The sequence below is a fragment of the Herbidospora galbida genome, assembly GCF_005233835.1.
GTDB lineage: Bacteria > Actinomycetota > Actinomycetes > Streptosporangiales > Streptosporangiaceae > Herbidospora > Herbidospora galbida.
Map to the genome: position 1 here is coordinate 126,695 of NZ_SZQA01000005.1, position 21,406 is coordinate 148,100.

Annotated in this window: 22 protein-coding genes; 9 read left to right on the forward strand and 13 right to left on the reverse strand. The window is 70.6% G+C overall.

What is annotated here, in order from left to right; genetic code table 11:
- Positions 1–7: 7 nt before the first annotated feature.
- Together FDA94_RS08010 and FDA94_RS08015 are read left to right on the forward strand one after the other, a co-directional pair.
- On the forward strand, positions 8–610 hold the full coding sequence (locus FDA94_RS08010) for an HD domain-containing protein (protein WP_062340523.1): 603 nt from the start codon (positions 8–10) through the stop codon (positions 608–610).
- A gap of 48 nt (positions 611–658) precedes the next feature.
- Positions 659–1,567 (forward strand): Rieske (2Fe-2S) protein, encoded by a 909-nt coding sequence (locus FDA94_RS08015; RefSeq protein WP_137246390.1) that lies wholly within the window; start codon positions 659–661, stop codon positions 1,565–1,567.
- Here the strand turns inward: FDA94_RS08015 and FDA94_RS08020 are convergent.
- The 4 genes from FDA94_RS08020 to FDA94_RS08035 all read right to left on the reverse strand — a co-directional run bounded on the left by FDA94_RS08020 (position 1,551) and on the right by FDA94_RS08035 (position 4,437).
- On the reverse strand, positions 1,551–1,778 hold the full coding sequence (locus FDA94_RS08020) for a hypothetical protein (protein ID WP_030456190.1): 228 nt from the start codon (positions 1,776–1,778) through the stop codon (positions 1,551–1,553). The genes FDA94_RS08015 and FDA94_RS08020 overlap by 17 nt on opposite strands.
- Before the next feature lie 41 nt (positions 1,779–1,819).
- Complete coding sequence (locus FDA94_RS08025) at positions 1,820–2,566, reverse strand: sulfite exporter TauE/SafE family protein (RefSeq protein WP_137246495.1); 747 nt, start codon at positions 2,564–2,566, stop codon at positions 1,820–1,822.
- Positions 2,567–2,630: 64 nt separating this feature from the next.
- Entirely contained in the window at positions 2,631–3,572 is a 942-nt protein-coding gene (locus FDA94_RS08030) for an SPFH domain-containing protein (RefSeq protein ID WP_137246391.1), read from the reverse strand.
- Between the two features lie 76 nt (positions 3,573–3,648).
- Positions 3,649–4,437, reverse strand: coding sequence for an ABC transporter ATP-binding protein (locus FDA94_RS08035; RefSeq protein WP_030456193.1), 789 nt, complete (start codon positions 4,435–4,437; stop codon positions 3,649–3,651).
- 60 nt (positions 4,438–4,497) lie between these two features.
- On the opposite strand from FDA94_RS08035, the gene FDA94_RS08040 reads away from it, so the two are divergent.
- Complete coding sequence (locus FDA94_RS08040) at positions 4,498–5,223, forward strand: hypothetical protein (protein WP_170990829.1); 726 nt, start codon at positions 4,498–4,500, stop codon at positions 5,221–5,223.
- Here FDA94_RS08040 and FDA94_RS08045 read toward each other — a convergent pair.
- Complete coding sequence (locus FDA94_RS08045; RefSeq protein WP_342778452.1) at positions 5,220–8,078, reverse strand: WD40 repeat domain-containing serine/threonine protein kinase; 2,859 nt, start codon at positions 8,076–8,078, stop codon at positions 5,220–5,222. The genes FDA94_RS08040 and FDA94_RS08045 overlap by 4 nt on opposite strands.
- Here FDA94_RS08045 and FDA94_RS08050 point away from each other — a divergent pair.
- The gene (locus FDA94_RS08050) at positions 8,044–8,724 is read left to right on the forward strand and encodes a hypothetical protein (RefSeq protein ID WP_170990831.1); all 681 of its coding nucleotides are present in this window, start codon (positions 8,044–8,046) and stop codon (positions 8,722–8,724) included. The two genes, FDA94_RS08045 and FDA94_RS08050, sit on opposite strands and share 35 nt — an antisense overlap.
- A 64-nt stretch (positions 8,725–8,788) precedes the next feature.
- Here the strand turns inward: FDA94_RS08050 and FDA94_RS08055 are convergent, their stop codons facing one another.
- On the reverse strand, positions 8,789–9,391 hold the full coding sequence (locus FDA94_RS08055; protein ID WP_137246394.1) for a response regulator: 603 nt from the start codon (positions 9,389–9,391) through the stop codon (positions 8,789–8,791).
- Positions 9,388–10,500: a GAF domain-containing sensor histidine kinase gene (locus FDA94_RS08060; RefSeq protein WP_137246395.1), complete on the reverse strand. Its 1,113-nt coding sequence runs from the start codon at positions 10,498–10,500 to the stop codon at positions 9,388–9,390. Before FDA94_RS08060 ends, FDA94_RS08055 begins: the two co-directional genes overlap by 4 nt.
- A gap of 91 nt (positions 10,501–10,591) precedes the next feature.
- Between FDA94_RS08060 and FDA94_RS08065 the strand changes: the two genes are divergently transcribed.
- From FDA94_RS08065 to FDA94_RS08075, 3 genes are all read left to right on the forward strand, one after another.
- The gene (locus FDA94_RS08065; protein ID WP_137246396.1) at positions 10,592–11,254 is read left to right on the forward strand and encodes an SDR family NAD(P)-dependent oxidoreductase; all 663 of its coding nucleotides are present in this window, start codon (positions 10,592–10,594) and stop codon (positions 11,252–11,254) included.
- Positions 11,251–12,228, forward strand: a complete 978-nt coding sequence (locus tag FDA94_RS08070; RefSeq protein WP_137246397.1) for an S-adenosylmethionine:tRNA ribosyltransferase-isomerase — start codon at positions 11,251–11,253, stop codon at positions 12,226–12,228. Before FDA94_RS08065 ends, FDA94_RS08070 begins: the two co-directional genes overlap by 4 nt.
- A 98-nt stretch (positions 12,229–12,326) precedes the next feature.
- The gene (locus tag FDA94_RS08075) at positions 12,327–12,869 is read left to right on the forward strand and encodes a DUF11 domain-containing protein (protein WP_170990832.1); all 543 of its coding nucleotides are present in this window, start codon (positions 12,327–12,329) and stop codon (positions 12,867–12,869) included.
- 72 nt (positions 12,870–12,941) lie between these two features.
- Here the strand turns inward: FDA94_RS08075 and FDA94_RS08080 are convergent, their stop codons facing one another.
- Both FDA94_RS08080 and FDA94_RS08085 read right to left on the reverse strand, forming a co-directional pair.
- The gene (locus FDA94_RS08080; protein WP_137246399.1) at positions 12,942–13,988 is read right to left on the reverse strand and encodes an ABC transporter permease; all 1,047 of its coding nucleotides are present in this window, start codon (positions 13,986–13,988) and stop codon (positions 12,942–12,944) included.
- Positions 13,985–14,890, reverse strand: coding sequence for an ABC transporter ATP-binding protein (locus tag FDA94_RS08085; RefSeq protein ID WP_137246400.1), 906 nt, complete (start codon positions 14,888–14,890; stop codon positions 13,985–13,987). Before FDA94_RS08085 ends, FDA94_RS08080 begins: the two co-directional genes overlap by 4 nt.
- A 204-nt stretch (positions 14,891–15,094) precedes the next feature.
- Between FDA94_RS08085 and FDA94_RS08090 the strand changes: the two genes are divergently transcribed.
- Positions 15,095–15,721: a hypothetical protein gene (locus tag FDA94_RS08090; protein WP_137246401.1), complete on the forward strand. Its 627-nt coding sequence runs from the start codon at positions 15,095–15,097 to the stop codon at positions 15,719–15,721.
- Between the two features lie 55 nt (positions 15,722–15,776).
- On the opposite strand, the gene FDA94_RS08095 is transcribed toward FDA94_RS08090, so the two are convergent.
- Together FDA94_RS08095 and FDA94_RS08100 are read right to left on the reverse strand one after the other, a co-directional pair.
- Positions 15,777–16,658, reverse strand: a complete 882-nt coding sequence (locus FDA94_RS08095; RefSeq protein ID WP_137246402.1) for a lysophospholipid acyltransferase family protein — start codon at positions 16,656–16,658, stop codon at positions 15,777–15,779.
- Positions 16,655–17,383, reverse strand: coding sequence for a GNAT family N-acetyltransferase (locus FDA94_RS08100; protein ID WP_137246403.1), 729 nt, complete (start codon positions 17,381–17,383; stop codon positions 16,655–16,657). Before FDA94_RS08100 ends, FDA94_RS08095 begins: the two co-directional genes overlap by 4 nt.
- A 145-nt stretch (positions 17,384–17,528) precedes the next feature.
- Here FDA94_RS08100 and serB point away from each other — a divergent pair, with 145 nt between their 5' ends.
- A complete protein-coding gene (gene serB, locus FDA94_RS08105) occupies positions 17,529–18,749 on the forward strand; it encodes a phosphoserine phosphatase SerB (protein ID WP_137246404.1) in 1,221 nt (406 codons plus the stop codon).
- On the opposite strand, the gene FDA94_RS08110 is transcribed toward serB, so the two are convergent.
- Positions 18,733–20,808, reverse strand: coding sequence for an FUSC family protein (locus FDA94_RS08110; protein ID WP_137246405.1), 2,076 nt, complete (start codon positions 20,806–20,808; stop codon positions 18,733–18,735). The two genes, serB and FDA94_RS08110, sit on opposite strands and share 17 nt — an antisense overlap.
- The gene (locus FDA94_RS08115) at positions 20,792–21,250 is read right to left on the reverse strand and encodes a SixA phosphatase family protein (RefSeq protein WP_246059638.1); all 459 of its coding nucleotides are present in this window, start codon (positions 21,248–21,250) and stop codon (positions 20,792–20,794) included. The genes FDA94_RS08110 and FDA94_RS08115 overlap by 17 nt, the downstream gene beginning before the upstream one ends.
- Between the last annotated feature and the right edge of the window lie 156 nt (positions 21,251–21,406).

Here is a 21,406-nt window from a genome sequence, read left to right on the forward strand (position 1 = left end):
TGGCGCGGTGACCATCGCGCAGCACCGGGATCGCCTCGACGCTCAGCTCGCCTTCGTGGTGGAGATCGACAAGCTGAAGCGTGTCATCCGCCGGAACACCCTCATCGACGGATCGCGCCGCGAGAACGACGCCGAGCACTCCTGGCAGCTCGGCGTCTGGGCGCTGGTGATGGCCGAGCACGCCCCGGCGGGCACCGACATCGACCGGGTGGTGCGCATGCTGCTCGTCCACGACATCGTCGAGATCGACGCCGGTGACACCTTCATCTACGACCGGGTGGCCGTCGAGGCCCAGGAGGCGGCCGAGCGGGCCGCCGCCGACCGGATCTTCGGGCTGCTGCCGAGCGACCAGGCCGGGCCCCTCCGGGAGCTGTGGGACGAGTTCGAGGCCCGGCAGACCCCGGAGGCCCGCTACGCCAAGGCCCTCGACCGGCTCGCGCCGATCATGGCCAACCACCACAACGACGGCGGCACCTGGGCCCTCTACAAGGTCACCGCCTCCCAGGTGCTCGCCAACGTGGCGATCATCGAAGAGGGCTCCCCCACGCTGGGCGCCTACGCCCATGACCTGGTGGAGACCTCGGTGCTCCGAGGTCACCTCGCCCGATGATGTTCGGGTCCTGACTGGCCGGGTACGTCGTGTCAGGGGGTGACATCGATGGACAGATCAACCGAGAAGTCCGCGAAGCCACGCAAAATCGGCAATGGCGGCGGCGATCTCCTCGACCGGCTCGAACACGCGACGACGCTCGACCGGCCGATCAGAGGGCTCGCGAAGGCGGTCAGGGCGCGGATCGGGCCCGGCTGGGTGCGTGACGCGCTGCACGGCGTGCCGATCGGCCATCCGGTGCACCCGCCGCTGGCGACCGTGGCCGTGGGCTGCTTCGTGGCCACTGCCATCCTCGACGTGACCAAGTCCGACCCCATGGCCGCCCGGACCGTCCTGGCCGCGGGCCTGGCGACCGCGCTGCCGACCGCCGCGGCGGGGGTCACCGACTGGTCGACCCTGCACCGCGAGCAGCAGCGGGTCGGCTTCGTGCACGCCCTCGCCAACGCCGCCGCCGTGGGCCTCTACGCGGGCTCGCTGGCGTTCCGGATCGCCGGGCGCGAGAAGGCCGGGCGCTTCTTCGCGACGGCGGGCCTGATGGCCGCGAGCGCCGGCGCCTACCTGGGCGGCCACCTGGCCTACCGGCTCGCGGCGGGGGCCAACCACGCCGAACAGGTCAGCCATCTGGTGCCGACCGGCTGGCATGACCTCGGCCCCATCAGCGACCTGCCCAACGGGCGGCCCGTCGCCCGCCGCCTGGGCTACATCGACCTGTTCGTCCTGCGCCTGGGCGAGGGCGTGACCGTGCTGGCCGACGGGTGCTCCCATCTGGCCGGGCCGCTGCACCAGGGCCGCGTGACGGTCGAGAACGGCGAGCCGTGCGTGGTGTGCCCGTGGCACGGCAGCGTGTTCCGGATCGCCGACGGCGCGGTGATCCACGGCCCGGCGACGGCGAAGCAGCCCTCGTTCGAGACGAGGGTGCGCCGCGACGGCGTGGTTCAGGTCAGGCCGGCTCGTTAGCGTCGATCGGGTGCTCCACCAGTGCGAGCACCCGGCTCTGCATGAACCGGGCGGTGCGGACCGGAGTTCCGTTCCTGGTCACTTCGGAGACCTCGACGACGCCCCGGCCGGTGGTCACCTCGACCCGGCGGCCGGCCTTCGTCGCGATGACCTCGTAGGTGCGGGGGGTTCCTCCGGCGTCGATGACGATTTCTACGCGATCGCCTTTCACATGGGGTTTCATACCCGTTTTCGATAATTTGTACGCATAAATCAAGCCAACAACTTCACGATCGCCGCGATCCCCACCACGACGATCACCCCCCGCAGAATCGGCGCCGGGATCCGCCGCCCGAGCCGGGCGCCCACGAACCCGCCGATCGCCGAACCGACCGCGATCAGCGCGACCACCGTCCAGTCGACCTCGGCGATCAGCACGAACAGCACCGCCGCGGTGAAGTTGACCAGCAGCGAGAGCAGGTTCTTGGCCGCGTTGAGGCGCTGGAGCTCCTCGTCGAGGAACACCCCCATCAGCCCGATGAGCACGACCCCCTGGGCGGCGCCGAAGTAGCCCCCGTACATTCCGGCCCCGAAGACCCCCAGCCAGAGCCACGGCCCGCCGTGTTCGGAGCGGCGGCGGTGGGAGATCCAACCGGCCACCCGGGGCTGGATGACCACCAGCACGCACGCGATGGCGATCAGCACCGGCACGATCACGTTGAAGGCCTGCGCGGGGAGCCGGAGCAGCAGGAAGCCGCCGACCAGAGACCCCACGACCGAGGCGACGGCGAGCCTGGTCAGCCGGGCGCGCTGGCCCTTCAGCTCGGCGCGGTAGCCGAGCACGCCGGTGACACCGCCGGGCACCAGCCCGATGTTGTTGGACACGTTCGCGACGATCGGCGGATAGCCCACCGCGAGCAGCGTCGGGAACGTGATCAGGGAGCCGGACCCGACGACGGCGTTGATGCCGCCCGCCCCCACCCCGGCCGCGAACACCGCGACCGCTTCCCACGCTGTCAACACGGTGTCACAGATCCTCGTCTCGTCATGGCTGACCGCGATCCTAGGCGGCCGCCATACGAGATCAGGACGTGGGGGGCTTGGCGGGCAGGTCCTTGTCGGGCTTGCTCTGCGGCTGGAAGAGGCCGCCCAGCGATTCCAGCGCCTTGCCCATTTCGGACGGCACGATCCACAGTTTGTTCGCATCGCCCTTGGCGATCTGCGGCAGCGTCGTCAGGTATTGGTAGGCCAGCAGCTTCTCGTCGGGGTTGCCGTCGTGGATGGCCTTGAAGACCATGCCGATCGCGTCGGCCTCGCCCTTGGCCCGCATCGCGCGGGCCTCCGCGTCGGCCTGCGCCCGCAGCACCACGGCCTCGGCCTCGCCGCGCGCCTTCAGCACCGCCGCCTCGCGCTCGCCCTGGGCGGTGAGGATGGCCGACTGCTTGTTGCCCTCGGCGGTGAGGATCGCGGCGCGCTTGTCTCGGTCGGCGCGCATCTGCTTCTCCATCGAGTCCTGGATGGAGGCCGGCGGGTCGATGGCCTTCAGCTCGACCCGGTTGACCCTGATGCCCCAGCGGCCGGTCGCGTCGTCGAGCACCCCGCGCAGTTCGGTGTTGATCTCCTCGCGGGAGGTCAGCGTGCGTTCGAGGTCCATGCCGCCGACGACGTTGCGCAGGGTCGTCACGGTCAGCTGCTCGACCGCGACGATGAAGCTCGCGATCTCGTACGTCGCCGCCTTCGGATCGGTCACCTGGAAATAGATGACCGTGTCGATGGAGACGACCAGGTTGTCGGACGTGATGACCGGCTGGGGCGGGAACGTCACCACCTGTTCGCGCAGGTCGACCTCGACTTTGATGCGGTCGATGAACGGCACGACGATGTTCAGCCCCGCGTTCAGGGTGCGGTGATATCGCCCGAATCGTTCGACGATTCTCGCGGTCGCCTGCGGCACGATGCGAATCGTCCGGGCCAGCGCGAACGCGGCGAGGAAGACCACGACGAGGGTGATGACGAGCTGGGTCATGCGTCCACTCCAGTCTGTGACGACTGGAGTAAATGATATTTGGACGACGCTTTACAAGAGGAAAAAGAACGAAATATCAGAATGGCCGGGCGTACCAACGACCGGACGCGTTCCTCTCCAGCCCCAGGGGCACCCCGAACGTCTTCGACAGGTTGTCGCCGGTCATCACGTAGTCGATCGGGCCCTGGGCGACGATCGAACCATGCCGGAGCATCAGCGCGTGGGTGAACCCGGCCGGAATCTCCTCGACGTGGTGGGTGACGAGCACCATCGTGGGCGCCTTCGGGTCTTGCGCGAGCTGGGAAAGGCGCCTTACCAGATCTTCGCGGGCGCCCACGTCGAGCCCGGCGGCCGGCTCGTCGAGCAGCAGCAGCTCGGGGTCGGGCATGAGGGCACGGGCGATCTGGACGCGCTTGCGCTCACCCTCGGACAGGGTGCCGAACCGGCGGCGGATCAGGTGGGCGCACCCGAGCTGGTCGATCAGCTCGACGGCGCGGGTGACGTCGTGGGAGTCGTACTCCTCGGTCCAGCGGCCGAGGATGGCGTAGGAGGCGGTCAGGACGAGGTCGATGACCTTCTCCTCCGGCGGGACCTTCTCGGCCAGCGCCGAGCTGGCCAGGCCGATGCGGGGACGCAGCTCGAACACGTCGGTCTGGCCCAGGCGCTCGCCCAGGATGTCGACGTGGCCGTCGGTGGGGAACAGCAGCGCCGCGGCGATCTGCAGCAGGGTGGTCTTGCCGGCGCCGTTGGGGCCGATCACCACCCAGCGTTCGTCTTCGGCCACCGCCCAGTCGATGTCGCGCACCAGGATCGCGCCGTCGCGCCGAATGGCCACGCCACGCATGTTGAGCACCTGACCGCCCACGACGATCCCCCTCACGTCCGAATCCGTCCGCGTAAAATCTATTGCCTTATCGTGGTTGGGGTGCGCACCGATTCACCGATCTCCGCGGCCCTGGTCTCCTGGGGCAACGCGTGGCTGACCGGCCACACCGGTCTCGACGACGCCGTCGACGCGCTTGAGCGGTCGGCCGGTCCCCAGATCGTGACCGATATCACTGGCGAGTCGCCGATGCGCGTCTTCCTCGCGGAGCTGCGGGCGACGGGGCTGTCGTCGTTCCGGCTCGCGCTGCCCATCCCCGGCGACCTTCTCGGGCTCACCGGGCCGCCGGTCTTCAACGGCGCGGCGCTCGAAGCGGGGCAGGCCGTCATCGCGGTGCTCGGCGCCCGGCGGTTCGGGCTGGTGCCCTCTCCCGACCGGCGCGGGTCGTCCTACTCGGGCATCCGGTGGACCGTCCACGACGCCCACGTGGCCGACGCCGACGTGCCGCAGCTGGCCGACGCCGAACGCGCCCTGTCGGCCGCGATGCGGTCGGCGACCGACGCGCTGACCTCGGTCGACGGGCCCATGCAGGGCTTCCCGGCGCTCGACCACGTCGACGGCGCGCTGGCGCCCGGCTATCCCGGGCGGGCCCACCGCGTCGGCCACCTCGCGGCCCGCCTCGCGCTCGCGCTGCGGCTGGCCGAGGAGCGCGGGCTGACCTCCGGCCAGGTCGCCGCGCGCCGCGAGGCGCTGAAGGCCCTCGACCACGCCGTACGCCGGGCGCGCGTCGCCGCCCACCACGCGATCCTCGAGCAGCTCAGCGCCTAGTCGGCCAGCTTCCAGAACCTGACCCGCTTGTCCTCGCCGGCCGAGACGACGACGGTCTTCCCGTCGACGTCGGCGAACCCGACCGAGTAGACGTTCTTGCCGTCGTGGGCCTTCACCGGCTTGCCGACCTCCTCCGACTTCTCCAGGTCCCACATGCGGAGCGTGCCGTCGGTGGAGCCGGAGACCGCCATCGGGTGGCCGCCGATCTCGCGGTAGGCCAGCGAGTAGACGTTGTCCTTGTGGCCGGTGAGGCTCTTGCCGACCTGCTTGCCGGTCTTCAGGTCCCAGATCCTGACCTTCTCGTCCTCACCGCCCGAGATGGCCACCGCCTTGCCGTCGACCTCGCCGGTGGTGACGGAGTAGACGGGCTTGCCGTGGCCCTTGAAGGTCTTGCCGTACTGCTTCCTGGACGAGGCGTCCCAGACCTTGAGACTCTTGTCTTCGCTGGCCGAGACGATGACGGTCTTGTCGCCGACCTGGCCGAAGGACAGCCAGTTGATGACGTCCTTGTGGGCTCTGATGCCGCCGCCGATGGGCTGACGGGTCTTGAGGTCCCACAGCCTGATCCGGCCGTCGGCGCCGCCGGAGGCGGCCACCCACTTGCTGCCGACCTTGCCGATGGCGACGGTGTAGACGGCGTTGCCGTGGCCCCACAGGCCGCCGCCGACGGCCTTGCGCTTCTCGACGTCCCAGACGCGGACCGAGCCGTCGCGGCTGCCGGTGACGGCGAGCGGGCGGCCGTTGACCTCGGCCGTCGCGACGGCGTAGACCCAGTCGCCGTGGGCGTAGATCGGCTTGCCGAGCGCCTTGTGCGACTCTGCGTTCCACATCCGCACCGACCGGTCGACGCCTGCGGTGACCACGACGGGGTGGTCCTTGTCGCCCCCCACGGCGACGGAGTAGATCGAGCTCCTGTTCCCGGACATGGAGCTGCCGTCCTGCTTGCCGAGAACGGGGACGGGCGCCCCGGTCGGCGTCGGGCTGGGCGACGGCGACGGCGCGGTGGTCGGGGACAACGAGGCCGCCGCCGGTGACGGGACCCCCGCCGCCGAGGGAGTCGTGGCCGGCAGCTGGGTCACGGGCGCTCCGGTGATCCCGCCCTGGGCGGCCGCGGGGATCTTGCCGGGCTCGTCGCCGCCGCCGCCGAAGAGATTCGGTACGAGGAACAGCGCGGTCGCCGCCACCGCGAGCACGCCGACGAGGACCCCGGTGACCAGACCCGCCCTGCTCTTCGTGGGCGGCGCCTCCCCGAGCCAGCCGCCGGTGGGGTCGGGCCGGGGGTGGAACGTGGTCGCGTCGGCGTCGAGGGGCGGCGGCGTCTCCTGCGCCTTCTGCTTGGCCTTGCCCTTGGGCTTCGGCTTCGGCTCGGCCGGCGGCGCGGGGTTGCCGCCGTTGGGCGCCTGGTATCCGGGCGAGGGCTGGTAGGGCGGCGGGTAACCCTGCGCGGGACCCCGCTGGGGCGGGCCCTGCGGGTGGCCCGGCGGCGGGAAGCTCTGCCCCGGCTGCTGCTGGTAAGGCGGCGGATAGCCCTGGGCGGGACCCGGCTGAGGCGGGCTCTGCGGGTAGCCGGGAGGCGGAAAGCTCTGGCCCGGCTGGGCCTGGTAACCCGGGGGCGGGAAGCTCTGGCCCGGCTGGGCCCGATAGCCCGGCGGCGGGAAACTCTGGCCCGGCTGGGCCCGATAGCCCGGCGGCGGGAAACTCTGGCCCGGCTGGGCCTGATAGCCCGGCGGCGGGAAACTCTGGACCGGCGGCCGTAAGTGGGGCGCCTGCGGGTCGGGCGGGGCGAAGCCCGGGGTGGCCGGCGGCGGGGGCGTGCCGGGATCCGCCGGCGGCGGGGTGTCCTTCTTCTTCGAGGCGGCGTTGAGGCCGGCCAGGAGGGACTTGTCGAGGTCGTCGTCGACCTGGTGGTCGAGGAGGGCGAACAGGGCCTCGCTCGCGGTCGGGCGGTTCTCGGCCTGCTTGTCGAGGCTGGCCTCGACGATGGGGCGCAGCAGGTCAGGGAGCGTCGAGACGTCGGGGGTGTCGTTCATGACGCGGTAGAGCACGGCGGGCAGGCTGTCGTGGCCGAAGGCGGGCCGCCCGGTCGACGCGTAGAACATCGTCACGGCCCAGCTGAACATGTCGGACGGCGGCCCGACGCGCTTGGCCTCGATCTGCTCGGGCGACATGTACGCCGGCGTCCCCACGACCCCGCTCGACAGGGTCGACGACGAGTCGAGCGCCCGTGCGATGCCGAAGTCGATCACGCGCGGCCCGTCCTGGGCCAGCAGCACGTTCGACGGCTTGAAGTCGCGGTGGACGATCCCGGCCCGGTGGATGGCCGCCAGGGCGGTGATGGTGCCGACGGCCAGCCGGTGGAGGTTGCCGCCGGTGCGGGGGCCCTCCTGCTGGACGACCCGCTGCAGCGAGACGCCGTCGACGAGTTCGGACACGATGTAGGGCCGGTCGCCGTCCATGTGGGCGCCGAGGACCTGGGCGGTGCAGAACTGGGCGACCCGCCTCGCGGCGGACACTTCGCGGAGAAACGAGTCGGCGTCGATCGCGTCCGAAACGCGCAACAGTTTTATCGCGACGGGGGTCCCGTCGGGTGCGGTCCCGGCGTACACGACACCCTGCGCGCCCTCCCCAAGACGCGCATCGATGCGGTAAACCCCCAGCTCAGTTGGGTCGCCAGGCCGTAATGGCGATGTCTGCGGCACGACGGTGCTCCCCCGGTACAAACGATCAACTCTACGCGAAGTGTAGTAGTGCTTAACCGTTCCAAAGTGATAATGGTCTAGACATACGGGGATTGCCATGTCTTGTCCAACGGAGAATTCCATGCGCCGAACTTCCGGCATCGTCGCCGGACTCATGCTCTTAGCGCCGCTCGCAGTGAGTGTTCCCGCGAGCGCCGCGCCCGCCCTGGCGAGCGCCGCCAAGGGCGTCACCGCGAAGAAGGCTCCCTTCGCCAACTTCAAGGTGCACCACATCGTTTATCCGAAGAAGGTGAAGGCCGGGGCCAAGATCACCTATTACTTCGAGATCACCAACGTCGGCCCGCACAGCGCCGACTACTACTACATCGGGGGCATCCTGCCGAAAGGCATCATCAGCACCCTGAAGTGGAACGGCCCGAAGAACACCACGTGCACGTGGGAGGGCAACGAGTTCTGGTGCTGGCCGCCGCCCATCCTCTACCCGAACCCGGAAGAGGACTGGCAGACCGACACGACCTGGCTGACGATCCAGGTCACCCTGAACAAGAAGACCCGTGGCACCGCCACCGCCAAGCTCGGCGGCATGACCTTCGACGTGCCGACGGGCGCCGGCGACCTCGACGAGAAGCGCCTGCGCGAACTCGGCATCAAGGGCTGGATCTTCACCAAGACCGTGAAGACCCAGATCGTCGCCCCCTCGGTCAAGAAGAAGAAGAGCACGAAGCAGGTCTACGTGCCGCCGCCCCCGCCCCCGCCGAAGCCCGACCGGGCCCCCACGCGCAACCGCAAGAAGGGCACCTGATCGTTTCTTCCGGGCAGATTCACGACGCGAGACACGGCCGGCCTGCGGCCGTCCGTGTCTCGCTTCAGGCGAGCCCGTGCCTAACCGCGTACAGGGCCGCTTGGGTGCGGTCCTGTACGCCCAGCTTCATCAGCACGTTGGACACGTGCGTCTTGACCGTCTTCTCGGCCACGTCGAGCGCCCGCGCGATCTCCCGGTTCGACCGCCCGCCGGCGATCAGCGCCAGCACCTCGCGTTCCCGGTCGGTCAGCGCCACCGCCTCGGACGACGGCGTCAGCATCGCCTCGGCCGCCTCGGGGGCCAGCGCGACCTGCCCGCCGTGGACGGCCCTGATGGCCGACACGAGCGCCGCCGGGTCGACGTCCTTGTAGAGGAACCCGGCCGCCCCGGCCCGCATCGCTGGCGCGACGTCGCCGCGTTCGGTCATCGAGGTCAGCACGATCACCCGTGCGGCCCCGTCGAGCTCGGCCAGCGCGCCCAGCCCGTCGAGGACGGGCATCTTCAGGTCGAGCAGCACGACGTCGGGCGAGAGCGCGCGGGCCAGCTTGACGGCCTCGGCGCCGTCGCCTGCCTCCCCCACGACCTCGATGTCGCCCTGGACCTCAAGGAACGTGCGCAGGCCCTGGCGCACGATCGGATGGTCGTCGGCGATCAGCACCCGGATCATGTCGGCACCACCATCCTCACCGTCGTCCCGGCCCCCGGCCGGGAGATCACGTCAAGCCTGCCACCGACTCCGGCCGCCCGGTCGCGCATCGACTCGAGCCCCAGGCCCCGGGTGGGCTCGCCGTCGAAGCCGCTGCCGTCGTCGACGACTTCGAGCACGAGGTCGGCGCGGTCGCGGCGCAGCCGTACCCACAACGAGGAGCATCCCGAGTGGCGCAGCGCGTTGTGCTGGGCCTCCTGGGCGACGCGCAGGACCGCGACCTCGTGCTCGGCCGGCAGATCGCCGTCGAAGTGCCCCTCGAAGGTGATCGTGGCGGAGTGGAGGCGGTCGAGCAGCCCGACGTTCTTGCGCAGCGTCTCGACCAGCCCGTGGCTGTCGAGCTCGGCCGGCCGGAGCTCGACGATGACCTCCCGGAGCTCCGCCAGCGCCTCACCGGCCATCCGCTGGACGGTGTCGAGCTCCCGCGCGGCCCGCTCGGGGTCGGTGGCCAGCAGCGCCCTGGCGGCCTGGGCGGTGAGCCGCAGCGAGAAGAGCTTCTGCGTGACGGCGTCGTGGAGCTCGCGGGCCATGCGCTGGCGTTCTTCGATGACCGTCAGCTCGCGCCCCCGCTCGTAGAGGCGGGCGTTGGTGAGCGCGATGGCGGCGTGGGCGGCGAAGAGGGTCAGCACGTCCTGGTCGTCGTGGGTGAACGGGCCGCAGGCCTTGTTGGCCAGGAAGATGATGCCGAGCACCTGGTCGCCGTCGTGGATCGGCACGCCGAGGAAGTCTTTCAGCACGGGATGGGCCTTGGGCCAGCCGTCGAAGCGGGGATCGCGGCGCACGTCGCCGAGCCGGACCGGCGTGCCCTCCCGCAGCATCGCGCCCAGCAGGCCGTGCTGGCGCGGGGTGGGCCCGATGGCCGCCCACTGCTCGGGGGTGATCCCGTCGGCGACAAACTCGGCGAACGACCCGTCGTCGTCGGGGACGCCGAGCGCGGCGTAGCGGGCGTCGAGGAGCTCCCGGGCGGAGCGCACGATGACCTGCAGCACCTCCCGGGGAGAGAGGTGCCGGGTGACCGCGAGGACGGCGGCGCTGACGGCGTTCAGCAGGGCGTCCTGACTATCCCGCATGCTGCAACCCTAAGTCCTAGCCCGGAAGGCCTAGGTCCGGCCGGTCTCGGGCCCGATGTGGTCGATCGCCGGAATTCCTAGCGTTGAGCCCATGAAGAACGCACTGATCACCGGGGCCTCCCGAGGGCTCGGGCTGGCGCTGGCCACCGAGCTCGCCAAGGACGGGTGGCACCTGACCCTGACCGCCCGGGGCGCCGACGACCTCGCCGAGGCGGCCGGGCGTCTCGGCGCGACCGCGATTCCGGGCGACGTCGCCGACCCCGCGCACCGGGAGAGGCTGGCGGAGGCCGTACCGGACCTGGATCTGCTGGTGAACAACGCCAGTGGGCTGGGGGCGGTGCCCCTGCCGGCGCTGGGCGACTATCCCGTCCCCGTCCTGCGGCAGCTGCTGGAGACCAACGTGGTGGCGCCGCTGGCGCTGACCCAGGCGGTGCTGCCCGCGCTGCGGCGGCGCAAGGGGGCGGTGCTCAACGTCTCCTCCGACGCCGCCGTCGAGGCCTACGAGGGGTGGGGCGGGTACGGCGCCTCCAAGGCCGCGCTGGAGCAGATCTCCCACGTGCTGGCCGCCGAGGAGCGGGATCTGGCCGTCTGGTGGCTGGACCCGGGCGAGATGCGGACGAGGATGCTCGCCGACGCGATCGGGCCGCAGGAGGCGGGCGAGGCGCCGCTCCCCGACGAGGTCGCGCCGCTGATCGTCAAGCTGGTGAACGAGCGTCGGTCCAGCGGACGCCACACGCGCGGGAGCCTGGCATGAGCATCGACTTCGCCCTGCCCTCGGTCAACGAGGCCCACCGCCCGCCCGAGGCCCGCGACTCGGTCAAGCTCATGGTCTCCGAACGGGAGACCGGTGCGATCACCCACCACGCCTTCACCGACCTGCCCGAACTGCTCGACCCCGGCGATCTGGTCGTGGTCAACAACTCGCGCACCCTCCCGGCCGCCGTGAAGCTCGACCGGCTCTGGGTGCACTTCTCGACCGAGCTGCCCTGGGGAGAGTGGCTGGTCGAACTCCGGTGCCCGGGGGGCACCACGTACAAGGGCGGCGCCCCGGGCGAGTGGCTGCCGCTGCCGGGCGGGGCCACGCTGCGGCTGGTCGAACGCTTCACCCCCCGGCTGTGGAAGGCGAGGCTCGACACCGACGTCGTCGGCTACCTGCAGCGGCACGGCACGCCGATCCGTTACTCCTACGTCGACCGCGACTGGCCCATCGACGACTACCAGACCGTGTTCGGCCGGATCCTGGGCAGCGCCGAGATGCCCAGCGCCGGGCGGCCGTTCACCACCCGCCTGGTCACCGACCTGGTCGCCAGGGGCATCACGATCGCGCCCGTCACCCTACACACGGGCGTGGCCTCACCCGAGAAGGACGAGCCGCCCTACGCCGAACGGTTCGACGTCCCGGCCGCCACGAGGCGGCTGGTCGCGATGACCAAGGAGAACGGGGGCCGGGTCGTCGCGGTCGGCACGACGGTGGTCCGGGCGCTGGAGACCTCCCACGACTCGGGGTGGACGTCGCGGATCGTCTCGCCGGAACACCCGCCCGAGGTCGTCGACGGGCTGCTGACCGGCCTGCACGAGCCCAGGTCGACCCATCTCATGATGCTGTCGGCCATCGGGGGCGCCGATCTCGTCATGAAGTCGTACGAGGCCGCGCTCGACGACGGCTATCTGTGGCACGAGTTCGGAGATGTCCACCTCATACTTGGAACGCGCCGAATCGACATATAAAAGATCTTTCGAAGTTCAGCCGGGAAATGGTAGGAAATCCCATCGAGTATCACGGGGGTTCCTTCTCTCTCCCCGTCTGTTCTTTGGGAGACAATCACATGCGCACTGTCACGCGCGCGATCGCAGGGGTCGCCCTGCTGGCCTCGGCGGCCTTAGTCGCCCCGGCCTCCGCCTCGGCCACGACCGCCGACGACCCGTGGTCGCTGTTCAAGATCACGAAGTTGTCGTACACCAAGAAGGCCAAGCCGGGTGGCTACGTCACCTACACCTTCCAGGTGACCAACAACGGCCCCCACGCGGCCGACTACTTCGACGTGGGCGGCGTCCTGCCCAAGCACGTCGACCTCAAGAAGAAGATCTCCTACGGCTCCGGCGACGAGCTCAAGTGCTACCTCGACGGCCGCAACTTCTTCTGCCCCAACGACTTCATCCTCGAGGTGGGCGACTCCACCTGGGTGAGTCTCCGGTTCCAGCTGAAGAAGACCGCCAAGGGCACCCAGACCGGCAAGGTCGGCGCCTGGGTGTACGACATCCCCGCCGGCGCGGAGAACCTCGACCGGGCCCGCCTGCGCGAGCAGAACCTCAAGGGCTGGGAGATGATGCGGACCGTCAAGACCGCAGTGGTGGTCAAGAAGAAGTAACGCACCCCCAAAGGCACCCCCAAGACCCGCCGTCGTGGCCGCGACGGCGGGTTTCCGCGTTCCACCCGCGTTCTACACGCTGTCCCAGCGGAACACCTTCATCGCGATCAGGCTGATGACCAGGCCGAACGCCAGCACGATGCCCAGTTCGGGCAGCACCGACAGCGGCCCCTGGCCGCGCACCATCACGTCGAGCAGGCCCTGGTTGAGGTGCTTGAGCGGGAAGACGTTCGAGAGCGTCTGGAGCCAGCCGGGCGCGGCGTCCAGCGGGATGAACGAGCCCGACAGGAACGCCATCGGCAACACGATCAGGTTGGCGATGCCCGACGCGGCCTCCGCCGACTTGGCCAGCCCGCCCGCGACCAGGCCGATCGCCATGAACGTCAGGGTGCCCGCGACGACCAGCGGGATCGCCATCCACCAGTAGGCCGACAGTCGCAGCCCGAAGAACGGCAGCGAGGCGACCACCAGGAAGATCGCGGTCTGGATCAGGGCGATGGCGACACTGACGCCGACCCGGGCGCCGACGACCGACCCGAGCGCGACCGGGGCCAGCCGCAACCGGCGCAGGATGCGCTTCTCCCGCCAGGTGACCAGCGTCGCCGCCGCGCCGAACGCGGCGCCCATGGCGACCGCCCAGCTGAGCAGGCCGGGGGTGACGTACTGGATGGCTTTGAGCGAGTCGTCCTCGACCTGCTGGGCGGTCATCGTGAAGCGCTGCGGCACCCCCACGGCGTTGGCCTGGGCGACGACCTGCCGCAGCACGCCCTGGACGGTCCCCGACCGCACCTGGTCGGCGGCCGAGTAGGAGACCTGGAGGGCGTCGCCCTGCTGGCTGATCGCGGCGACGACGTCGCCCTGCCTGACCTTCTCGCGCGCGGCGGCCGGGTCGTCGCTCTTCTGGATCTCCAGTACGTCGCCCAGCCCCGCCGCGCTCTGCTCCAGCAGCGGGACCTTGCCGACCTGGATCACCGCCATCTTGGAGGTGCCCATGTCGCTGAAGATGCCGCCGAACAGGACCAGGAACATCAGCGGGAACAGGATGGAGAAGAACAGCGCCGACCTGTCGCGGAACCATCCGAGCAACATCGCCCGCGACAGGGAGGTGAAGGCGGTCACGCGCGGTACTCCCGTCCGGTGAGGTTGAGGAAGACGTCTTCGAGGGTGGCGCCGCGCACCTGGATCCCGGTGAGCAGGTTGCGCTCGGCCAGGGCGGTCAGCACCCGCGCGGGGTCGTCGGTGCCGATGGTGACCGAGACGCCGTCGTCGTCGACGGAGGCGCCGGGGCCGGCGATCTCGGCGGCCGACTCGACGCTGAGCGTGCCGGTCTCCAGGCTGATCCTGGTGACCGACTCCAGGCCTCTGACCAGGGAGGCCGGGGGGCCGAGTTCGAGGATGCGGCCGTCGTCCATGATGGCGACGCGGTCGCAGAGCGACTCGGCCTCGTCCATGTAGTGGGTGGTCAGCACGACCGTGCGGCCGCTTTCGTTGATCTGGCGCAGCAGGTCCCACAGGTTGCGGCGGGCCTGTGGGTCGAGGGCGGCGCTGGGTTCGTCCAGGAAGACGATGTCGGGGTCGTGGACGAGGGCGCAGGCGATGGAGAGCCGCTGCCCCTGGCCGCCCGACAGCCGTTCGGCGGGGGTGTCGGCCTTGTCCTCCAGCCCGACCTGGCCGAGCATGTCGTCGGCCTTCTTGGGGGCGACGCCGTACAGGGAGGCGAAGGTCCTGATCTGCTCTCGGGCGGTGAGCCGCTCGAAGAACGACGTCGCCTGCAGCTGTACGCCGATCCGCGTCAGCAACTTGGCGTTGCGCGGCCAGGGGCGCATGCCGAGGACCTCGACCGTGCCCGAGTCGGCCTCCCGGAGACCTTCGACGATCTCCAGGGTGGTGGTCTTCCCGGCGCCGTTCGGGCCGAGGATGCCGAAGAACTCGCCCTCTTCGACGGAGAACGACACGCCGTCGACGGCACGCACCTGGCCGTAGTGTTTTCGCAGATCATTGACGATGATCGTGGACCCCATGGGGCGAAGACTACCCAGGTATGAAAGTCGACGGGCGATTCGCCCGCACCTGCCCCAAAAACCCCCTGTAGCCCTGACGTATTGATTTTGCACTTTCGGTAACCGGAGTCACAGGATTCACATGCGTTGACGGGTATTTCTGATCTTGCGCCCCTGCGAGGCCGAACGTGTGGGGCGCATCTCTCAGACAACCCAGGAGAAACAGTGATTCACCGACTCAAGATCGGGTTCTCGTGCCCGCCGGCCAAGGGGTCCCTCGCGACCGCCGTGGCGGCGGCGGCGCTGATGACCGGCGGCCTCCTCACTATGGCGACGCCGGCGCAGGCGAGCGAGGCCCAGCCGGTCACGCCGCAGTACGTGGCCGAGGCGCAGACGTCCAGCTGCAACCACTGGAGCTGCGACCGCTACCACCACAAGCCCAAGCCGCCCTGCGTGATCTGCAAGGGCCGTCCCGGCCCGCCCGGAAGGCCCGGACCGCCCGGAATGCCCGGAATGCCTGGACGATCCGGCTCCTCGATCTCCACTGCCTTCCAGGGCGACAACAAGTTCATCGGGTACGCCCCCGGTGACGGCTCCACGCTGATCCGGGACCCGCGGCTTCCCATGATGAACCGCTGGCGCAACCTCAGCACCGTGCCGAACTACCCGGGGAACGTCACCGGGGTGTCCCTGGTTGAAATGGGCATGAGGCTGCACGTCACCGTCGTCAACGCCGCCGGCGTGGTTCGGCAGACGGTGTGCACGCTCAACCCGACTCCGGGCACCACCCCGGCGAACCCTGCGTGGCCTGGCAACTGCACGATGTTCGCCGACCACACGCCGCCGAACTGACCGTGAAGTGTGCGGACAGGCGATCAGGCCTCATGGCTTGGTCGCTTGTTCGTCTTTACGCGTGCGGGCCGGTGAAGGACGCGCCGAGGGCGGTCCTGACCTGTGCCTCGGCCACTCCGGCCAGGGACCGCCGCGTCTGGCCGGCTCCGGCGACCGGCGGGAACATCGTCACCTCGACGGTCATGCGCTTGGTCGAGGCCACCCGGGCGATCGAGCCGACCAGGGAGTCGCCGCCGACGTAACAGGGCCTGGCGGAGGTGGCGTCGTCCTCCAGGTAGCGGATCGTCGCCGGGCGGACGGAGCCGCCCGCGTCGATGGCGGCCTGGAACAGGGCCGGGCGGAAACCGCCCATGCTCTGGCCGCACCAGGTGGTGCCCTCGGGGAAGGCGACCACGGTGTCGCCGGCGCGCAGGGCCCCGGTGACCTCGCCGACCGTGCGGGGCAGCAGGCTGAGCCGCTCGCGGTCGATGAAGATGGCGCCCGAGCCGGCGACCAGCGTGTTGATGAGCGGCCAGCGGGCGATCTCGCTCTTGGCGAGCAGGCGTGCGGGCATGACGGCCGCCATCACGAGCGGGTCGAGCCAGGAGATGTGGTTGGCCACCATGAGGGCGCCGGCCCCGTCGGAGGCGGCCTTGACGGCCACGGCCGCGCCGCCGACGAAGGCGAATCCCTGCGCCACCGTGACCTTGATGCCGAGGGCCCGCAGCAGCAGCCGCGACCAGGCCATGGTCACCCGGGCCAGGGTCTCGGCCGACAACCGCCGCGCGAAAACCGCGAAGAGCACCCCCGCCGTGAGCACGACGACGGCACCGGTCAGCCGCGCCGCCTGGCGCACCACCCCGGCCGGACGGCGGGCGGGCGCCACGCAGGTGTCCGGCTCGCAGGGCGCCAGCGGCAGCCAGGGCGTGAGCGCCCGGACCGGCGCCGTGATGGTCATGCCGCCTCTCCCAGGAAGTGCCGCAGGTAGCGGGCGTCGACGTTGGCCAGCGAGAGCAGCACGAAGAAGTCGGCGGTGCCGAAGTCGGGGTCGTGGGCGGGCGCGCCGCAGATCCACGAGCCGAGCCGCAGGTAGCCGCGCAGCAGCGGCGGGATCACGAACCGCTCCGGCGGGGTGCCGCCCCTCCACGGCCTGCGCGGGGTGACGCGGTACTCCTCCGGCCCGAGGTCGATGTTGGCGACCACGCCCGCGGCGGCCGTGCCGTTGTCGTCGAGGGGCACCGAGCAGCACCCGGCGAGCCAGGAGTGGCCGCCGCCGACCATGTAGTGGGCGATGCCCGCCCACATCAGGCCCATCACCGCGCCGCCCCGGTGGTCGGCGCGCACGCAGGTGCGGCCCACCTCCACGAGGCTGTCCCGGACGCCCGACAGCCTGGCGGTGTCGAAGTAGCCGTCGGAGTACATCCGGTCGGTCCGCCCCGGGGGCAGCATCCGGTAGGTGCCGACGACCTCGGTGCCCGCGCGCACGATGAGGTGGTCGCAGTAGGCGTCGAACCGGTCGGCGTCGAGCCCGGACACCGGGGAGTCGAGCCGCGCGCCCATCTCCCCGGCGAACACCTCGTAGCGCAGCCGCTGGGCCGCCTGGACGTCCGCCGCGCTCGTGGCGAGGCTGACGGAGTACCGTCCGCGGGCGTCCGTGAGGTGGAGTTCCCTTTCAGTCTTCATGACTGAAATGACGACATGAGGAAGTGACGAAGATCTCTCACTTTTCGGGCGTGTCGGCGTCCGCATGGTGAACCTGATGTACGGCCCCGGGATCAGGCCCAGTAGCGTTGAGACGACGGAACCGTCCTACGCCCAGAGATCCGGGATGAAACAGCGCACTCTTCTGATCACGCTCACCGGTCCTGACCGCCCTGGGGTCACCTCCCGACTTTTCTCCGTACTCTCCGGTTTTCCCGTGACCGTCGCCGACGTCGAGCAGGTGGTCATCCGCGGCCGCCTGACGCTGGGCGTCCTGGTGGCCTACGCGGGAGGCAAGCCGAAGGGCACCGGTGAGACCATCGGCGGCCTGTGGACCGCAATCGAGCAGGTCGCCGCCGACCTGGACATGGACCTCGAACTGACCACCGGGACGGCCTCCAAGGAGACCCGCAGGCGAGGGCGCCTGCACATCTCGGTCCTCGGCAATCCGCTCACCCCGGCCGCGATGGCCGGGATCACCGGCCGGATCGCCGCCAGCGGGGCCAACATCGACCGCATCGAACGCCTGTCGGCCTACCCGGTCACCTGCATCGAGATGGCCGTCTCGGGCGCCGACCCGAAGACGCTGCGGGCCGAGCTGGCCATCGAGGCCAGCCACCAGCAGGTCGACGTGGCCGTCCAGCGCACCGGCATCCTCCGCCGGGCCAAGCGCATGGTGGTCATGGACGTCGACTCGACCCTCATCCAGGGCGAGGTCATCGAACTGCTGGCCCGCCACGCGGGCAACCTCGACGAGGTGGCTCGGGTGACCGAGGCGGCGATGCGCGGCGAACTCGACTTCGCCGAGTCGCTGATCCGCCGGGTCGCCCTGCTGGAGGGCCTGCCGGAAGAGGTCTTCGAGAAGGTCGCCAAGGAGGTCGTGCTCACTCCCGGCGCCCGCACCCTGGTCCGCACGCTGAAGCGGCTCGACTACAAGTTCGCGATCGTCAGCGGCGGGTTCACCCAGATCACCGACACGCTGGTGGCCGACCTGGGCATCGACTACTCGGCCGCCAACACCCTCGAAGTGGTCGACGGCCGGCTCACCGGCAAGGTCGTCGGCGAGATCGTCGACCGGCCCGGCAAGGCCCGCGCCCTGGAACGGTTCGCCGCCCAGGCCGGGATCGCGGTCACCCAGACGGTCGCGGTCGGCGACGGCGCCAACGACCTCGACATGCTGGAGGTCGCCGGGCTCGGCATCGCCTTCAACGCCAAGCCGGTGGTCCGGGCCAAGGCCGACACCGCGCTGAACGTGCCCTATCTCGACTCGATCCTCTACCTGCTCGGGATCTCCCGCGACGAGGTCGAGGCGGCCGACGCCGAAGACGGCCTCACCGGTCCTCGGTAGCCAAAATCACCACCCGCGCCGAGTCGTCGGCGAGGGCCTTGAGCGCGTGGTCGGCGGCGGCCGCGTGCAGCAGGGCCCTCCTGACCTCGGTGCGGGAGTCGGCCGGGTCGGCGGCGAGCTCGCCGAGCCGGGTGACCGCCAGCTTCCCCAGCCAGGTCCGCAGCTCCGAGAGCGTCTGGTCGACGTCGCCCTGCGGCTGGTAGGGCTCTCCTTCCTGTACGGCCACCGCCCCGCCCTCCAGCCGGTCGGCCACCGCGTGCAGCACCGCCGGAGCCGGGCCGACGTCGTTGCCCGGGTCCTCCCGCAGCACCGAGGTCAGCGTGATGAGCCCGTCGCGGACCCTGGTGACCTCGTCGAGCAGCTCGGCGACGTGCGCGGTCTCGCCCGCGCCGGGTTCGTGCGCCATCGCCGCGATGCCCTGCTCGACCGTCTCGGCCATGTCGGCGGCCCGCCGGATGGCCAGCTCGGCCGACCCCTCGGGCCGTCTGCCCCGGGTCGTCTCGGCCAGCGTCCGGGCCGCCAGGGCGTGCGCCCTGAGCAGGTCGGCCAGCCGCCGCCGGAGCCGCACCGCCTCGCCACGCGGCCACAGCAGCCGTACGCAGGCCAGCGCGATGGCCCCGCCGAGCACGTTCAGCCCGATCCGGAACCCGGCGATCTCCCACGTCTGCATCGCCTGGATGTCGATCAGCAGCAGCACGCACATGGTCATGAACGTGGCCCAGTAGGCGTAGTGGACGGCGTACAGGCCGAATCCCAGGCCGGCGCTGACCACGATCAGGGCGGCGAGCCAGCCGTACCCGGGGGCGATCAGCAGCACCACGGCGGCGACCAGCGCCCCGGCGATGCTGCCGCCGACGCGGGCGCCGGCCTTGTCGAGGGTCTCGCCGTAGGTGGGCTGGATGGTCAGCAGCACGCCCAGCGCCAGCCACTGCGCGTGCTCCGGTGTGAAGATCGCGATGATCACGCACGCCGTGGCGGTGCCGAGCATGGCCCGCAGCAGGTGCCGGAACCCGGGGTCGTCCCTGGTCAGCCGCATCGACGGAGCTCTGGGCACGATCATGATGGCGTCGGTGACCGGGCTCTCCGCGGGCAGCCTCGGGATCGGGATCAGCGCCGACTTCAGCTTCATCGCGGGCGTCTTCGCCTGGTCGAGCGTGGCCCTGATCCGGGTCGCGGCATGGTCGATCTGCCGCAGCAGCACCACCCGCAGCAGCTCCCGTTCGTCGTCGGGCCGCTCGCCGCGCAGTTCGTCGATCCGGGCGGCGAAGTCGACCTCGACGACCTCGACGTCGTCCTGGAACAGGGCCCGGGTGCGCGCGGCCAGTTCGGCCGTCAGCGGCTCGATCTCCGCCTGCCGGCCCGCCGCCGCGGCGAGTTCGCGCAGCGTGATGGCCTCGTAGAAGACCCTGCGCAGGGCCGTGGTGATCCGCTCGGCGTCAGGGGAGCGGCGTTCCCACCGGTGCCGGGCGCAGGCGGTGCGGGCGTTCTGAAGAGCGTCGGCGACCTCGTCGCGCAGCGCCTCCCGGCGCTCCCCGTCGAAGGTCGCGTCGAGCAGATCGGCCAGCAGGCCGGCGGTCTCCGCCAGGGTCGCCGCCAGCGGCCGGGTCCGCCGCCACGCCCACGGCAGCGTCAGCAGGAAGGCCGCCAGCAGCCCGCCCACCACCTGCAGCACCAGGTGCGGGATCGGGTCGACCGGCAGCGGGTTGGCCGCCGTCAGCAGCAGCGCCAGCGGCGCGGTGAAGCCCACCACCGGGAACCGGATGGCCAGTGCCGCCGCCGCCGTCGCCACGGGGATCAGCAGCCAGTCGTTGCCGACGAGTAACACACCGAGGACCGACCCCACGGCCAGCACGAGCACGCCGGCGAGCATGAAGGGCAGGCGTACACCCGGCGGATCGGGGTTGGCCCTGATGGTCACCAGGAAGGCGCCGAGCGCCACCACGCCGCCCTGGGCGGGCCGCCCGGTGGCCAGCCCGATGAGGAGCGGGATGAGCAGTCCGGCCGCGCCGACGAGGCCGTAGCCGACGGCGAGGCCGCGGTCTCTAAGGCTGGTGGCCATCGACCAGGGTGCCGGTGCCCGGGTCGAGCTCCTCCCACGGCCCCGGCAGCTCGATCACGGCGAACGCCCCCGGCTTGAACGTCTCGGTCTGCGGCCCCGACAGCTGCACCACCAGGTCGTGGACCGACGGGTTGTGCCCGACCAGCACCAGCGTGTCGATCTCGGGATCGGTCCGCCGGACGATCTCGAACAGTTCGTCGGTGTACGCCTCGTAGACGTCCCGCTCGAACTCGATGGGCACCCCTTCGAGGCCGAGGAGCTCGGCCGTCAGCCGGGTTCGGGCCGACGGCGATGCCACGATCAGGTCCGGCGTCAGCCGGGCGATCAGCTCACCGGCCTCGCGGGAGTTGCGCTCGCCGCGCTTGGTCAGCACCCGGTCGAAGTCGAGGACCCCGGGCGTGTGCTCGGCCTTGGCGTGCCGCAACACGATCAGCTTCTTCACGCGGTCAACTCCCCTTTCAGGGCATCGCCCACATGGCGAGAGCCACGATCACGGCGAACATCAGAGCCATGCCGAGCAGAATGACTGCCAGGCCGCGGCCACCCTTGTCGTTCATGAACATCGAGTCTATGGACGTGCGGCGGCCCCCCGGCACGT

Excerpts from the sequence above, each read along its gene's own strand:
- FDA94_RS08075 (WP_170990832.1), top strand. The coding sequence starts at position 12,327 with ATGCGCACTGTCACGCGCGCGATCGCAGGGGTCGCCCTGCTGGCCTCG.
- FDA94_RS08095 (WP_137246402.1), bottom strand. The coding sequence starts at position 16,658 with ATGACCATCACGGCGCCGGTCCGGGCGCTCACGCCCTGGCTGCCGCTG.
- FDA94_RS08045 (WP_342778452.1), bottom strand. The coding sequence starts at position 8,078 with ATGAGTCCGGCGACGATGCCGGAAGTTCGGCGCATGGAATTCTCCGTT.
- FDA94_RS08065 (WP_137246396.1), top strand. The coding sequence starts at position 10,592 with ATGAAGAACGCACTGATCACCGGGGCCTCCCGAGGGCTCGGGCTGGCG.
- FDA94_RS08030 (WP_137246391.1), bottom strand. The coding sequence starts at position 3,572 with ATGACCCAGCTCGTCATCACCCTCGTCGTGGTCTTCCTCGCCGCGTTC.
- FDA94_RS08085 (WP_137246400.1), bottom strand. The coding sequence starts at position 14,890 with ATGGGGTCCACGATCATCGTCAATGATCTGCGAAAACACTACGGCCAG.
- FDA94_RS08110 (WP_137246405.1), bottom strand. The coding sequence starts at position 20,808 with ATGGCCACCAGCCTTAGAGACCGCGGCCTCGCCGTCGGCTACGGCCTC.
- FDA94_RS08100 (WP_137246403.1), bottom strand. The coding sequence starts at position 17,383 with ATGAAGACTGAAAGGGAACTCCACCTCACGGACGCCCGCGGACGGTAC.
- FDA94_RS08050 (WP_170990831.1), top strand. The coding sequence starts at position 8,044 with ATGCGCCGAACTTCCGGCATCGTCGCCGGACTCATGCTCTTAGCGCCG.
- serB (WP_137246404.1), top strand. The coding sequence starts at position 17,529 with ATGAAACAGCGCACTCTTCTGATCACGCTCACCGGTCCTGACCGCCCT.
- FDA94_RS08060 (WP_137246395.1), bottom strand. The coding sequence starts at position 10,500 with ATGCGGGATAGTCAGGACGCCCTGCTGAACGCCGTCAGCGCCGCCGTC.
- FDA94_RS08055 (WP_137246394.1), bottom strand. The coding sequence starts at position 9,391 with ATGATCCGGGTGCTGATCGCCGACGACCATCCGATCGTGCGCCAGGGC.
- FDA94_RS08015 (WP_137246390.1), top strand. The coding sequence starts at position 659 with ATGGACAGATCAACCGAGAAGTCCGCGAAGCCACGCAAAATCGGCAAT.
- FDA94_RS08070 (WP_137246397.1), top strand. The coding sequence starts at position 11,251 with ATGAGCATCGACTTCGCCCTGCCCTCGGTCAACGAGGCCCACCGCCCG.